Below are 14,782 nucleotides of genomic sequence, written 5' to 3' on the forward strand. Positions count from 1 at the left end.
CGCAAGCTCGTCTCCCAGCGGGCCGGGGGGAAGAACCCCGCGGTCCGCCACACAGCGAGACAAGGCTGGCGAACTGGCTGACAGCAGCTTAGCGACGGCGCCTGCCACGAGCCTCCACCACCCCAATCAGATCAAGGTTCTCAATGTTGAGGATGAAAGTACCACCATCCGGTACGTCCTTGACCTGGGCCTTGATGACCGATCCCGCTCCTCGGTTATCCCTCGGATTGATGTACTTGACATGTGCACCACTGCCGCCTTCTCGGGTCATCGCCGGCGGAAGCTCGTCCCGATCGAAGCCACTCATCGTCGGAATCCCGCGCAGCGACTCCTTCCTACGGTCGTCTGCACCGGGACGGTCCACGGTCAGCTTCGCACCGTTTAGCCCCTGCTCGTGGGCGTGAATGGCGAAGTCCGGGTGCTCAACCGCGTCTACTTCGGCCGCAATCGGTCGCGGGCTCGAACAGGCACAGGCATCACCGTTCGCGTCCACGCCTCCTCCACAGTTGTGGACGAGAACCGGCTCGTCGTCAGCCACCACGTAGTACGTGTGGGTGCCTTCGACCGTAAGGTCGCGCATCTCCTCGGCGCCGAACCTGTTGGCTACCGCCACGACGGTGACCGCACCCTTGCCGCGGACCAGGAGCGCGGTGCCGGGCTTGAGGTCCTTGGCGTCATCCCACTTTCGATCGGAGGCGTTCCAGAACGGGTGGTGCTGGGTGGTCTTGATCTTGCTGGTCTTGCCCTTCTGATCGCGAACGACCAGGTCGGTCAGGTCCTTGTCGATGTTCCGGTGCAGCTGGGTGACCTGCTTCGGCTCCGACTTACCGGTCTTCGGATCTGTCGCGATCACCTTGTCGCCGACGTTCACGTCTTCGATCGGTCGACTGGTGCCGTTCGCCATCAAAACCCGGGTCTTCGGGTTGAAGCTGTGCCGACGGGGGCTACTGCGACGCTTGCTGGAACAGGAACTTCCGCCGCCGCCGCCGATCAGGTTCAGGCCCGGGACCATGTTCTCCACGGCGGCCCGCGGGTTGTACCGCCCCGACGTGGCGACCTGGTCGACCGCGTCCTCGACGGTGTTCTCCGCCGCCTCGGTGGCGAGCCGGCCGGCCAGACCGGTGCCGACCTTCTTGGCGACGATCGCGCCGACGCGGCTGGCCAGGGCGCCACCGGCGCCACCGATCATGCCGGTCACCGCGCCCGTGCCGAGCGAGCCCAGGGCGTCACCGATGCTGTGGATGTCGCCCTGCGCGGCGTCCTTGGCCAGGTTGATCAGTGCGGCGGTACCGGCCATGCAGGCGATGGCGCCGACGCCGGCGGTGACCGCGGTGCAGGCCATGCCGGCGAGGATCGCCCCGCCGATCGCGGCCACCTCGATCAGGACGTCCTTATGCTCCTTGACCCATTTCTTGGTCGCGTTCGCGGCGTCCTTGACGTGGCTGACCGCCTTCTGCGCGACCCGGTGGGCCTTCGCGGCGATCTTCTTACCGGCCTGCTTGGCCTTGTTGTAAAGGTGTTTCGCCCGTTTCTTCGCGGCCGCGATCTTCTTCGAGACGTACTTGCGACCCTGTTCGTACTTCTTCTTCACGTACCGCTTGGCCTGGTGGTACTTCTTCTTGGCGTAGCGCTTGACCTGGTTGTACTTCCGTTTGGCCTGGTGGTACTTCTTCTTCACCGTCGCCTTGGCCCGGTGGTACGTCTTCTTCACGGCGCTCTTCGCCGCCTGGTACCGAGTGCTGACGTACGAGGAGGCGTAGGAGTAGTAGCTCGACGTGTACGACGACGCGTACGAGTAGGCCGACGAGGCGTACGAGCGCACCGAGCTGACCGTCGAGGTGAAGGCCTTCTTGATGCTGCCCCAGCCCCAGTGGCCGGTCGGGTCGGTGACCGTCAGCGGGTTGGCGTCGCCGTACTGGTAGCGGTTCGCGTTGATCGAGTCCGGCACCGGGCTGTTGTTGGCGGTGTCCCGGGTGTCGAACTGGCCGGTGTCGGTGTTGTACCAGCGGGCGTGCATGTTGACCCGCGAGGTGAGCGCGTCGGTCCACTCCGACTGGTAGCCCAGCGAGCCGAGCAGGCCGTTGGCGTTGACCACCTTGCCGAGCGGGTCGTAGGCCATCGAGCCGGCCAGGGCCGTCCCGGTCGCCGTGAACTGCCCGACCACGTCGGTGTGCAGGTCCGTCCAGACCATCCGCTGGGTGCCGCCGGCGGCGGCGCCGACCACCTCGCCGGAGGGGCCCCGCACGTAGGTGGCGGCGCCGTCGCCGGCCAGGTCGTTGGCGAGACCGGTGTACGAGAAGTTGGGGCGGATCGCCCGACCCAGACCGTCGTACGTGTAGGTCTGCGTGCCACCGGCGGACTGCTGCGACACCACCTGGCCGAACGCGTCGGTGCTGGTGGTGTTGCCGCCGGCCGTCGCGAGCGTGCCGCGGGCGGTGTAGCTGTAGCTGACCCCGTCCGCGGTCTGGAGCCGGTTGCGCTGGTCGTACGTGAACAGCTTCGAGCCGTTCTGCACGCGGTTGCCGGACTTGTCGTAGGCGTACACCGTCGTGTCGGCGCCGTTGTTCCACGACGTCAGCCGGTCGGCCAGGTCGTAGGTGTAGGTGTTGGCCGCCGAGCCCGCGAAGCCCGTGGTGGTCTTCGAGGTGATGTTGCTGTTGGCGTCCCAGCCGTAGGTGATCTTCGCCAGCGAGGTGCCCGTCGACGACTTCAGCTCGTCGCCGGTGAGCCGGCGCAGCGGGTCGAAGGTGAAGTTACGGGTGTTCCCGTTCGTCCCGTAGGTGATCTTGCTGACCTGGGAGAGCGAGTTGTAGGTGTACGCCATCTGCACGCCCGCGGTCGGGTTGTCCAGCTTCGAGAGCCGGCCCGCCTGGTCGTAGTTGTACGAGGTCGCACCGGCGGCGTCCTGGCGGGAGGCCAGCCGGCCGTCCGGGTCGTAGCCGAACGAGGTGTCACCGGACGGGCCGGTCACCGACAGCGGCAGACCACGGTCGTCGTAGCTGATCGTGTTCGTGCCGCCCGAGCCGGACAGCGAGGTCATCCGGCCGGCCACGTCGTAGTCGAAGACCCGGTCCTCGGTGGCCGCCTCGGCGCCCGTGCCGCTCTGCCGAATCAGCCGACCCATGGCGTCGTACGCGTTGGTGACCGACACGCCGCCGGGCAGCAACTGCTTTGACGGCCGCCCGCCCTGGTCGTAGACGATGGTGAAGGTCCGGTCCGCGGCGTCCGGGTGGGCCGCCGTGGCCGGCTCGATCTGCGACTCGGGCAGCCCCCACGTGTTGTACGTGGTGTAGAAGGCGTTGCCCCGACCGTCGGTGAACCGGGTGCGGTTGCCCTCCAGGTCGTAGCCGAACGTGGTCTGGATCGAGTCCGACCCGGAGATCGGCTGGATCTCCTTGATCAGCGCGCCCGTTGCGTCGTACTCCATGGTGGTGGTGGTGCCGCGGGCGTCCGTGGTCGCCACCATGTTGCCGGCCCGGTCGTACTTCGCCGACTGCGACGACAGCAGCGTGCCGGTCGGGCTGTACTCCGCCGTGTTGGTCGCCCGGTCCGCCATGTCGTAGGTGACCGTGGCGTACGAGTCGTCCGGGCGGATGCTCCTGGTCGTCCGGCCCTCGCTGTCGTACTCGTAGCGGGTGGTGTTCCCGGCGCCGTCGACCACCGCGACCGGCTCGCCCGCCTTGTTGTAGCTGGTCGAGCTGGCCACCCCGGCGGCCGAGGTGACGGTGGTCTTCTGGTCGGCGGCGGTGTCGTCGTAGGTGTAGCGGGTGGTGTAGTTGGTGCTGCTCTGCCGGACCACGTCGGTCGAGGTGAGCGGCCGGCCCAGGTAGTCGTACGTGCTCGTGCTGACCGCGCCGGACGGGTCCTTCGACGAGAGCAGGTTGCCCGCCTCGTCGTAGGTGTAGGTGGTCACCCCGTCGTTCGGCGCGGTCTCCTTCGCGAGCCGGCCGAGCTGGTCGTACTCGTAGCGGGTGACCTTGCCCAGCGGGTCGGTCGCCGCGGTGACCTGCCCGGTCGGGTCGTACGTCCGGGTGCTCTCCGGCACGATCGGGACGCTCGAGCCCGGCGGGGTGTAGGCGGGGTCCTTCTGCGAGACGACCCGGCCGGCGGCGTCGTAGCCGGTCACCGACCAGTTGCCGTTGGCGTCGCGGGCGTCGGTCAGCTCGTCGAAGGTGTTGTAACCCGCGTAGCTGACGGCGTTCGCCAGCGCCGGCAGTTGCCCGGCCTGTTCCACCATCGCCGCCGGCGCGGTGGAGCGCGCCACCCGACCTTCCTCGTCGTAGCCCTGGTAGGTGGTGTTGCCGTTCGAGTCGGTGATGGCGATCGGCAGGCCGTCCTGGTCGAGCACCTGCGAGGTACGGATGACCTGCGCGTCGGCGGCCGGTGCGGTGCCGGCGTTGACCTGCGACACCTCCGTGGCCGACAGCGCCTTTTGGTAGACCTGGACGTCGCTGATCTTGCCGGACCACCCGTCGGCCAGGTCAGAGTCCCACCTGGCGCCACCGATGACGAGGGGTCCGTCCGAGCGGATCGACTTGTCGACGGTCGTGCCGCCGGCCTCGACGCCGTTGACGTAGATCTTCACGGTCTTCGCGCTCGCGTCGTAGACGCCGGTGAGGTGCGTCCAGGTGTTCAGCGTCGCCGCCGTGGTCGACAGCGCGGAGATCGAGGACGTGGGGGTGTTGTTGATCAGCATCCGCCACTTGCCCCCCACCCGCTCGTATCCGAGCAGGAAGGAGCTGCGCGGGTCGCTCTCCTGCGACACGGCGGCCCGGTTCCGGTCACTGGCGGCCAGGTTGACCCAGGCGGAGACCGTGTAGGAGCGGGTGGTGTCCAGGACGGGCCCGGTGGTGGCGAGCTGGTTCCCGTCATTGCCGTCGAAGGTCGCCGAGCCACCGCGGTCGGTGGACCAGGCGACGTTCCCCTGGACGCTGGCCGGGCTGTTGCCGACAGAATCGGCACCCTTCGTGCCGGTGGTCTCGGCGAGCTTCCACCGGCCGACCGGGCTCAGCTGCGACGACGGATACGTGGTCTCGGCGATCGCGCGGCCCGACCTGTCGTACAGCGCCTCGGAGCTGCTGGTGACCCGGTTGCCGTTCGCGCCGTCGGTGGAGACGCTGGAGATGACGTTGTCGTCGGCGTCGTAGGTGAGGGTGGTGGTCCGCTTCAACCCGCTCGGGTCGACCGTCGAGGAGATCGTCCGGCCGGCCGCGTCGTAGCTGGTGGAGGTGACGCTGCGGCCGTTGTTGCCGACCTCGGTCAGCTCGTTGCCCGCCGCGTCGTAGGTGTGCTCCTCCACCACGAAGGTCCGACTACCGTCGGTCCGGACGACCTTGGCCTCCAGGCCGTTGTCGGTGTAGGTGAACGACGTGGTCCAGCCCATCGCGTCGGTCTCCGACGCGAGCCGGCCCGCCGGGTCGTACGACCGCCGGCTGGTGACCAGGTCACGCGGCGCCGACGGGTTGTTCGGGTCGCCGGTCCAGCCGACCACCGTGGAGGTGAGCAGGTTGCCCTCGGCGTCGTACGTGCTGGTGGTGACGCCGCCGTCCGCCTCGATCTCCTTGACCACCCGGCCGTACAGGTCGTACTCGAGGTTGGTGGTCTCGTTCGCCGCGTTGGTGGTCGCCGTCTCCTGGCCGTACGCGTTGTACGTGTGCTTCTCGGTGCGCGGCGCGTCACCGCCGGTGGTGTCGCTGACCGTCTGCTCGACGACGTTGCCGTCCAGGTCGTAGCTGGTGTCGGTCTTCGCCGTGTGCACCGCGCCGGTGACCCGGTTGGTCACGCCCGGCTCGGTCTCGCTGACCGGTCGGCCCAGCTTGTCGAAGGTGCGAACGGTGGTCAGCCCCGACGGGAAGGTGTCGGTCACCTCCGTCTCGCTGACCGGCCGACCCAGACCGTCGTAGGTGTACCGGGTGATCTTGCCGGTCGGCTCGATCACCTCGGCGATGTCACCGCTGGCGAAGTAGACGACCTGCTGGACCTGCCCACCCGGCGTGGTCACCGTCGAGGCCAGGCCGGCCGGGGCGAAGCCACCGTCCTTGGCCGCCACCGTGGTGCCGTCGGTGTAGGCGGTGCGGGTGACCCGGCCGAGCGGATCGGTGATGGTGGTCTGGTTGCCCTTGGCGTCGTAGTCGTAGCTGGTCTTGTAGGTGTTGTCGGTCTCCGACGCCGACCGGCCGTCCCGCATCGTCAGGATGACGTCGTTCCGCGGGTCCGGCTGGCCACCGATCAGGACCGAGGCGCCGGTGGCCCAGCCGCCGGTGCCGTTGCCCGAGACCAGGTACATGTCGTTGTCGGTCGACTTGCGGTAGACGACGTCGGCCTTCTTGTCGCCGTCGAAGTCGCCCGAGGTGAGCAGCGCGTTCGCCGAACCCCAGCCCGACCCGATCTTGATGGACGTACCGGTCGACCAGCCGCCGGTGCCGTTGCCGGCGACCATGTAGAGGTTCTTGTCGGAGGAGTTGCGGTAGACGATGTCGTCCTTGCCGTCACCGTTGAAGTCCCCGGGAGCGGCCAGCAGGTCGGCGCTCTGCCAGCCGCTGCCGATCTGCGTCGCGACGGTGCTGATCCAGCCGCCGGTGCCGTTGCCCTTGAGCATGTACAGGTTGTTGTCGACCGAGCTGCGGAAGATCAGGTCCGGCTTGCCGTCACCGCTGAAGTCGCGGGACATCACCATGAGGTTCGCCGAGCCGACCGCCGGGCCGATCTTCACCGAGCTGCCGGTCACCCAACCGCCCTTGCCGTTGCCGGCGAGCAGGTACATGTTGCTGTCGGTCGAGCTGCGCCAGAGGATGTCCGGCTTGCCGTCGCCGTTGAAGTCCTTGCTGCCGACGATCAGGTTGGCGGAGGCGATGCTCGTGCCGATCTTCGTCGGGATGCTGGTCAGCCAGCCGCCGGAACCGTTGCTCCGCACCATCTGGATGCTGTTGTCGGTGGCCTCCCGGTAGACGATGTCCGGGTAGCCGTCGCCGTCGAAGTCGCTGAACATCACCGGCAGCTGGGCGGTGGACCAGTCGAGCGGGTCGGCCGAGTTCGCGTAGTAGCTGTAGTGGACCGACGAGCACTTGTTGGCCGACTGGTCCTGGCAGGTGATGACCTGCTTGGTGTTGCCCCGGACGTCCTGGAGCTCCTGCGTCCACACACCGTTCGGGTCGTAGGTCAGGTTGCCGAAGCCGCCGACGTCGTACCCGAACTTGGTGGTGTTCCCCAGCGCGTCGGTCTGCGCCACCATCCGGTTGCCGTTGACCACGTCGTAGCTGTAGGAGAGCTGCTCGCCGGTCGGGCCGGTGACCGTGACCGTCGAGACCGGCATCGCGACGGGCGTGGTCTGCCCGTTCACCATGGTCACCGCGAGTGGAACGGTCTGCTTCGACGCCTGGAAGTGGGAGCTGACCTGGGCGTCGCTGAGCTGCGTGCGGTAGAACGCCACCTCGGCGATGGAGCCCGGGAAGTACGCCACCCCGCTCGTCGGGGACGCCGGCCACGACTTGGTGTAGCCGGCGCCGAGGTAGGCGTTGACGGCGGTGGTGGTCTCCCCGGCCAGGGCGAGTTGGCCGACGGTCGCCCCGTCGAGGTAGAGCTTCTGGGTGGAGCCGCTGAGGGTGAGTGCGACGTGGTGCCACTTGCCGTCGTTCACCGCCGCCGTGGTGATCGGCGGATTCGTGGTGTTGCTGCCGCAGTAGCACCACTTGCCGCGCAGCTTGCCGTCGATGCCGACGTAGAGCGCGGGCACCCAGTTGCCGGTGAAACCGCGGGTGGCGATGTCCTCCGTTTGGAAACCGAAGAGCGTGCCACCGGCGGTGCTGCCGGACGGCATCTTGAACCACATCTCGACCGAGTTGGGTCCGGTGGTGGGGACGTCCTCCGGCGGCAGCTGGAGGTACGAGCTGGAGCCGTCGAACGAGGCGGCCTTGCTGTCGCTGAACGGGCCGGCGACGCCGAGCGTGGTGTTGTTGAAGGTGGCCGTGCCCCCCTCGACCTCGTTGATCGCGTCGGTGACGTCGACCTCGCCGAGCCGCCAGTAGTCGACCGGCTTCGCGCCGAGCACCGAGGCGGCGTACACGTCGCTGTCACCGGAGACGGTCGGCGTACCCATGGTCCAGGTGCCGCCGTTCTCGTCCTTGACGCTGGCGACCCGACCCGTGGTCTTGTCGTACGAGATCTCCGCGGTGACGCCGCCGGAGGGGCGGACCACCCTGCTGAGCACCGGATGGCTGGTCCGGCCGGCGCTGTTCAGCGCGGCGATCGTGGTGCCGGTCAACGCCTGGTTGAAGAACGCCACGTCGGAGATCGAGCCGGAGAAGTAGTTGGCCACCGCCGGGGAGGCGCCGGTGTTCTTGTGGCTGGGCCACCCGCCGCCGACGAAGCCGGCACCGATCTGCACGTTCGCCGAGCCGTTGGGAACCTGGGCGATGGTGCCGGCCAGGGGGGTGCCCTGCTGGACGCCGTCGAGGTAGAGGTACTGGACGTCACCCATGCCGGTGAGCACCACGTGGTGCCAGGCGCCGTTGTTCACCACCGAGGTGGATGCCATGGCCTGCGTGGCGTTGCCCTGGTACCACTGGCCGTGCAGCTTGCCGTCGCTGCCGATGTAGAGCGCCGGGGTGTAGTTGCCGGTCGTGGTGCCCTTGGTGATCGCGTCGCCGTTGTAGCTGAACAGCACGCCGTTGAGGGCGGTGGTCTTGAACCACATGCTGATCGACTGGTACTGGCCGTCGGCGACCAGCTTGCCGGGGAGCTGCACGTACGAGCTGGTCCCGTTGAAGCCGGCGGTGGTGGCGGTCGAGCCGGCCAGGCCGGCCGGCTGGCCCAGGGTCACGCCGTTGTAGCGGGCGTTGTCGACACCGGCGTTGCTGAGCACCCGGCTCCCCGCGATGGTCGCGCCGCTCGCCTCGTTCAGCGGCCAGTACGAGTACGGGCCGGCGTTCAGCACCGCGTTGGCGTACTGGGAGGTGGTGTCCGTCTGGTAGGTGGTGCAGTTGGCCCAGTCGGTCGGCGGGCAGACCTTGCTCAGCGTGTCGTTGGGACCGTAGGTGTACTGCCAGGTCGCCGAGGTGTTCCAGTCGCCCGCGACGGCGGGGTCGGTGTAGACCGTCGCGACGTGCGCGGCACTCGACCCGGCCGGGGTCGACCAGGTGACGTACAGCGACCGGCCGGAGGCCGAGGTGAGCTTGGTCAGATTCCCCGAGGTGTCGTAGGAGAAGCTGAGCGAGCGGCCGTTGGCGTCGGTGATCTGGGTGACCTTGTAGACGCCGGTGCCGGCCGGCTGGCTGAAGACGTAGACCGTGCCGTCCTTGTCGGTGAGCGTGTAGCCGGTCACCGCTCCGGCGGTGTCCCTGTTCTCCTTGAACACCGAGTACCGGCCGGAGGTGGAGGTGAAGCTGCCGTCGGCGTTGCGCCCCATGGCCACGTCCTGGCCGGTGGGGTAGGTGACGAGCACCGACTGGATGCTGCCGGCCACGTCCTTGACCTGGGCCGCGCGCACGTCCAGCAGGCTGGACCAACCGGCGCCGAAGGCGTTGCCGCGCCGGGTGTCGAGGCTGTTGTAGCTGCGGGTGACCGAGAGGGACGGGCCCACCGTGCTCACGCTGGCGTCGGTGGCCGAGGTGGTGTAGTTGCCGACGCTCGGGTCGTAGCCCTTGCCGGCGTTCTGCGCGAGGTTCGCGGTGAGCAGCGGCTGCGGTACCGAGGTGGTGAAGGCGTACGCCGGGGAGACGGCGCTGTACGCGGCCTTGTCGTAGACCTGGACCGTGTAGAGGTAGGTCTTGTTCCAGGTCAACTTGCCGGACGGCACCGTCCAGCTGGGGCCGGTGATCCAGCCCGAGCTGACCACGGTGGCGTTGGTCCCGGCGTCCTTGACCACGTAGTTGTAGGTCAGGCCCTTGGCCGGCCAGTTGTCCGGGTCGACGGCGCGGGAGAGCAGCTCGGGGGTGAGCGTCTGCACGACCGCGTTGTTGGCCGGGTAGCGGAGGTTGACCTGCGGCGCGACGTCGTTGGTGTAGGTGAACTCCAGGTACGGCTTGTACGCCCCGGCGCCGAAGTTCGCTGAGGTGAACCGCTTCCAGGCGTACGAGTCGGTCTCCGACGCGGTCAGCGCGAGACCCTCGTTCGCGCCGCCGGTCGACCAGTCGTTGAACGTGTCGACGTTGAGCGGGACGCTGACCCACTTGCCGACGGTCCGGTCGGCCGAGCTGTTGGTGCAGGCCGGGTTGTTGTCGCTGATGGTCAGCGAGCCGATCGACGACGAGATCGCCGGGCCCGGGTAGCTGCCCGCGCTGAGATCCGCGACGGTCCATGCCTGGGTGGCCCGGTGCACGTAGAACGGCTTGTGGGTGGCGCAGTCGTACGACCACGTGTGGTACAGGAACAGCTTCGCCGCGCTGAACCGCTTGCCGACGAAGCCGTCGTTGTCGAAGTCGTCGAGGTGGATGAACGAGCGAGCCTTGGTCGTGCCGCCGTTGTAGGTGCCGACCGGCAGGTTGTCGCCGTTGTTGGTGGTGGTGCTGTCGTTGTCGACGAAGACGTCACCGGTGGTGCCGGTGGTGGCGGTCGGGTCGATCCGCACCGGGTACTGCCGGGCGGGGTCCCGCAGCCAGGCCTGGTCGGCGGTGACCTTCAGCGCGGGAGCGCCGTCGACGGTGACCAGCTCGAAGGTGACCTTGTCGGACTCGGCCGGGGCGCCGGACTTCGGGTCCACCTTCGAGTCGCTCATCGAGCCGTGCGGGAACCAGGCGACGGCCTTGCCGTCGGCGTTGAGCAGTTCCACCGAGCCCTGCGCGGTCAGCCGCGGGGTGAGGCCCTTGAGCCGCAGCGGGAAGACCCAGCTCGACGCCGCCTCGGGCGAGCGCAGGACCAGGGTCTCCTTGACGCCGGCGTCGAAGGTGGTCAGCTCCAGGTCGGTCTGCCCGAGGATGTCGCGGTAGCGGGCGGTCGCGCCGTCCACGGTCGGCGCGGTGACGTTGGCGCCCTGGAGCTGGTACCCGACACTCTCACCGGTCGGCAGCGTGAGCTGTGCCAGCTCGGGTCCGGTGGTCGCGGTCGCGTCGGCCGACGGGGCGGCGCCCGCGGCGGGCCGGGTGGCCGGCGCCGCGCTGCCGGCGACGGAGACATCGAGCCGGTTCGCCTTCACGTGCAGCCGGCCGTCGGCGCGCCGGGTCAGGTCAGAGTCGATCTTCTGCCAGGTGCCGTCGGCCGCGCGGTAGTTGACCGGGCGGTTGTAGGTCCGCCTGGTGTACGAGCCGTCCGCGTTGGCGAACACGTCGGACCGGGCGCTGGAACGGGCGGCGACCCGCTTGCTGGTCCGGCTGTCGAACCCCTGCTCGGCGGGGCCGGTGGTGTCCGGCGTGCTCTCGATCTCGTGCGGCTGGTACGACTCGAGCGTCCCGGCGGCCGGCTTCGGCGTTCGCCCGGCGCCCTGCCGGGCGTCGGTCGCGGCGGCGGGGACGTGGTGGTCGACCGTGACGGGCCGACCCTTCTCCTGCACGGGAAGGCCCAGGAAGGCCGCGGTGGCCGACCAGGCCGGCCGCTGAGCGAACCAGGTCAGCCAGGTCAGCGGAAACTCGCCGCCCGGACGGACTACATCAGCTGGCACCGCGACGCTGAGCCCGAAGACCACCGCAACAACGATGGCCAGCCGGCGCGCAGCACTGGTGACGGATCGGCGCACGGCCGGTCCCCTCCCCGTGAAGTGAAAAATTTCCTCGGGAGTGTGGGGTCCGACCGACGGATGCGACAAGTCATCCGTTCAGACAATCCTGAGAGGAACCTGGGAAGACGGCTCCTCTCAGGAGACGAGCGCGGCGATCAGCTCTCGCGATTTCTGCTGCGCGACTTGCGGGCTTTTTGCCTCCACAACGGACACGTTGCTTGACGCGTTTCCACCATTGATTCCCACGAAGCGGACAGTTGGGAATCTTGCCGCTCCAGCCCGCAATGCGCCCACCGGCGCCGCGCCCACGGTGAGAATAAGATCACAACGGCTCTGCACCAGACTGGCGAGGTACGTCTCGGCGTTCTCGGGCGTCTGCGGGCCGCTCACCTCGAGGTACTGGATCTTGACGTGGGTGGCCAGCGACGCCTCCTGCATGCCGGCCCAGACCGGGGCGGCCTCCGGCGCCGCGACACCCTTTTCTCCCGTGAGCAGGCACGCCGTCTCCGCCCGGTACTCGCGCTGGCGCGGCGGCGGCGCGGCGGCCGGCCACAGCGCCCACGCCAGCACACCGGCGACCACCACGAGCACGGCGACCATCGCCCACCACGGCGGGCGCGTCCTCAACCACGACGGGAGAGCGCCCACCCGCCCGGCACGCTGCTGTTCCCGGATCCGACGTCCCAAGCCTCCACCAAGCACGGCGAGAGACTACGCGTCGCGGAATTCAGTCCTGGCCCTCCCGGGGTACCGGCGCGGCCGGGGCGGCCGGCGCGGCCGGGGCGGCCGGCGCGGGCGGAACCGCCGGCGGTGGCGGGGTGGACTCGCGCAGCAGCGCGGCGAGCCCGGCCCGGCGGGCCACCACGGTCAGCCGGTCCCCCGCCGAGATCACCATCCGCGGGTCGGCCTTCCAGTCGGTCCGCTGCCCCAAGCGGGTGTGCGCGAGCAGGCGCACCTCGCCGGGGCGGGCCACGGCGGCCAGCGGCCGGCCGTCCAGCGGCGCGCCCGCCACCACCGGCACCTCCACCACCAGCAGCGCGTGCCGGTCGACCGGAATGGTGGCGATCACCGCCCGGTCCAGCAGCGCCGCCGCGAACGCGGGCGCTGCCAGGTACGACACGCTGCGCGAGATGCCGATCCCGAACGCCTGCTGGATCCGCTCGGCGAAGTCGCCGTCGAAGAGCCGCAGCACCACCCGCAGCTCGGCGTTGAGCGCCCGGGCGTTGAGCGCGGCGCGCAGGTTGACCCCGTCGTCGGTGGAGACCACCACCAGCGCCTGGCAGGTCTCCACCGAGGCGGAGCGCAGGGTCTCCTCCCGGGCCGCGTCCCCGACGATCAGCGGTACGCCCAGCCGACGGGCCAGCGCCGCGCCGCGCGCCTCGGCGGTCCGGTCGATCGCGACCACCTCGACGCCGAAGTCGCGCAGCTGGGCCATCACCCGGGTGCCGATGTTGCCCAGCCCCACCACCACGACGTGCCCGGTGCGCTGCGGCTGGATCCGGCCGGCGTGCAGGGCGAGCCGGGCGTTGACGATGCCGTCGACCACCACGGCGGTGATCAGCGGGATCAGCGCCAGCCCGGCGAGGTTGAGCACCACCTGCATGATCTGCGCGGCGGCCGGCTTGGTGACGTCCGGGTCCTGGCCGCTGAGCGTGGTGACCAGGGTCAGGTAGAGCGCCTCGGTCCAGCTCACGTCGACCGCGCGGGAGTTGAGCCAGCCGAGTACCGCGATCACTGCCAGCAACACCATCACCGCGATGCCGATCTTGCGGGTGGCGAAGCTGCGGACCGCCCGGAGCAGCACCGCGAGCGGCTGCCGGCGGCGGCGGGCCCGGACCAGCCGGCGGGCGGCCAACTCGGTGCCGGCCGGCTGGCCGGTCGCCTCGGCGAGCACCACGTCGGCCGCCGGCTCGTCGGCCGGCAGCACGCGGACCAGGGCCGGGTCCGTCGTGACGGCCAGGCCGCAGACGACGTCGCCGGCGCGTACGTCCTCGCGGCGGGCCACGTAGAGGGTGCGCCCGGCGTGCCGGAAGTGGGTGGGGGCGACCTCGCCGAGGGCGGCGGCCACGAACGCGGGGGCGGCGATCGAGGCGTCGGAGAGCACCGCCGAGTCGGGGAAGAGCTCGCGCAGGCCGTTGGCCAGGCTGGTGTTGAACATGCGCACCACCAGGCGCAGCCGGGGCTCGACCTCCTGGGCGCAGAGCGCGGCCTGCATGTTGCCCACGTCGTCCTGCTGCAGCAGGGCCAGCCCGGCCGCGCCGGCCAGGCCGGCCCGGCGGAAGGCGGCCTCGTCGAGCCGGTCGGCGCGGACCACCTGGATGCCGTCGACGTCCCGGCCGTCCGGCCCCTCGGAGCGACGGCGCTCGGGCACGACCAGCGTGATCCGGACCCGGCCCTGCGCCAGTTCGGTGGCGAGCAGCGCCTTGACCACCCAGTAGGCGAGCGGGTCGTTGCCGCAGACGACGTAGTGCGGCCGGGTCTCGCCGTTGGCCCGTAACCGCCAGCCGGTCGCGCGGCGTGCGCGGTCGCGCAGGGGTTCCGCCATGACCGGATCGTAGTCAGCCGGTCGCACCGGGCGCAGCCCCGCTGATCATGAACGCATGTCGGGGCGTACGGCGGGTAGTGCACCGGCATGCAGACGTTCCTCCCGTACCCGGACTTCCTGGCGAGCGCCCGGACGCTGGACCAGAAGCGGCTGGGCAAGCAGCGGGTGGAGACCATCCAGGTGCTGCGCGGGCTGACCCGGCCCACCTACGGCTGGCGCAACCATCCGGCGGTGAAGATGTGGGCCGGCTACGAGGAGGCGCTCACCCGGTACGGGCTGGACATGTGCGCCGTCTGGTGCGAGCCGGGCCGGGCGGACACCTGCGCCGGCACGATGACCACCGACCTGGCCGCCGCCTGCGGGATCGAGCGGATCCGGACCCAGGCCGAGCTGGCCGGGGCCGGCGAGCTGCCACCCTGGCTGGGCCGGGAGGACCTGCACCTGAGCCACCGCTCGTCGCTGCTGCGCAAGGACCCGGAGCACTACCGGCCGCAGTTCGGCGACATCCCGCCCGACCTGGAGTACGTCTGGCCCGCCTCGGACCGGGAACGGCGCTGTCTGCTGCCGTCCGAGGGCTGACCGGGCAGACT

At 69.7% G+C, this 14,782-nt stretch carries 4 protein-coding genes; 1 reads left to right on the plus strand and 3 read right to left on the minus strand.

Going from position 1 to position 14,782, the window contains the following annotated elements; translation table 11 throughout:
* Window positions 1-88: 88 nt before the first annotated feature.
* The 3 genes from V6U89_RS11030 to V6U89_RS11040 form a co-directional block, all read right to left on the minus strand.
* Window positions 89-11,665, minus strand: a complete 11,577-nt coding sequence (locus V6U89_RS11030; protein ID WP_334570764.1) for a LamG-like jellyroll fold domain-containing protein — start codon at window positions 11,663-11,665, stop codon at window positions 89-91.
* Window positions 11,666-11,782: 117 nt separating this feature from the next.
* Entirely contained in the window at window positions 11,783-12,247 is a 465-nt protein-coding gene (locus V6U89_RS11035) for a hypothetical protein (protein ID WP_334570765.1), read from the minus strand.
* Between the two features lie 127 nt (window positions 12,248-12,374).
* Window positions 12,375-14,192, minus strand: coding sequence for a potassium channel family protein (locus tag V6U89_RS11040; RefSeq protein WP_334570766.1), 1,818 nt, complete (start codon window positions 14,190-14,192; stop codon window positions 12,375-12,377).
* A gap of 87 nt (window positions 14,193-14,279) precedes the next feature.
* On the opposite strand from V6U89_RS11040, the gene V6U89_RS11045 reads away from it, so the two are divergent.
* Window positions 14,280-14,771, plus strand: coding sequence for an MSMEG_6728 family protein (locus V6U89_RS11045; protein WP_088960012.1), 492 nt, complete (start codon window positions 14,280-14,282; stop codon window positions 14,769-14,771).
* Window positions 14,772-14,782 lie beyond the last annotated feature (11 nt).

It is taken from the genome of Micromonospora sp. CPCC 206171, assembly GCF_036906755.1.
Taxonomy (GTDB): Bacteria; Actinomycetota; Actinomycetes; order Mycobacteriales; family Micromonosporaceae; genus Micromonospora; species Micromonospora purpureochromogenes.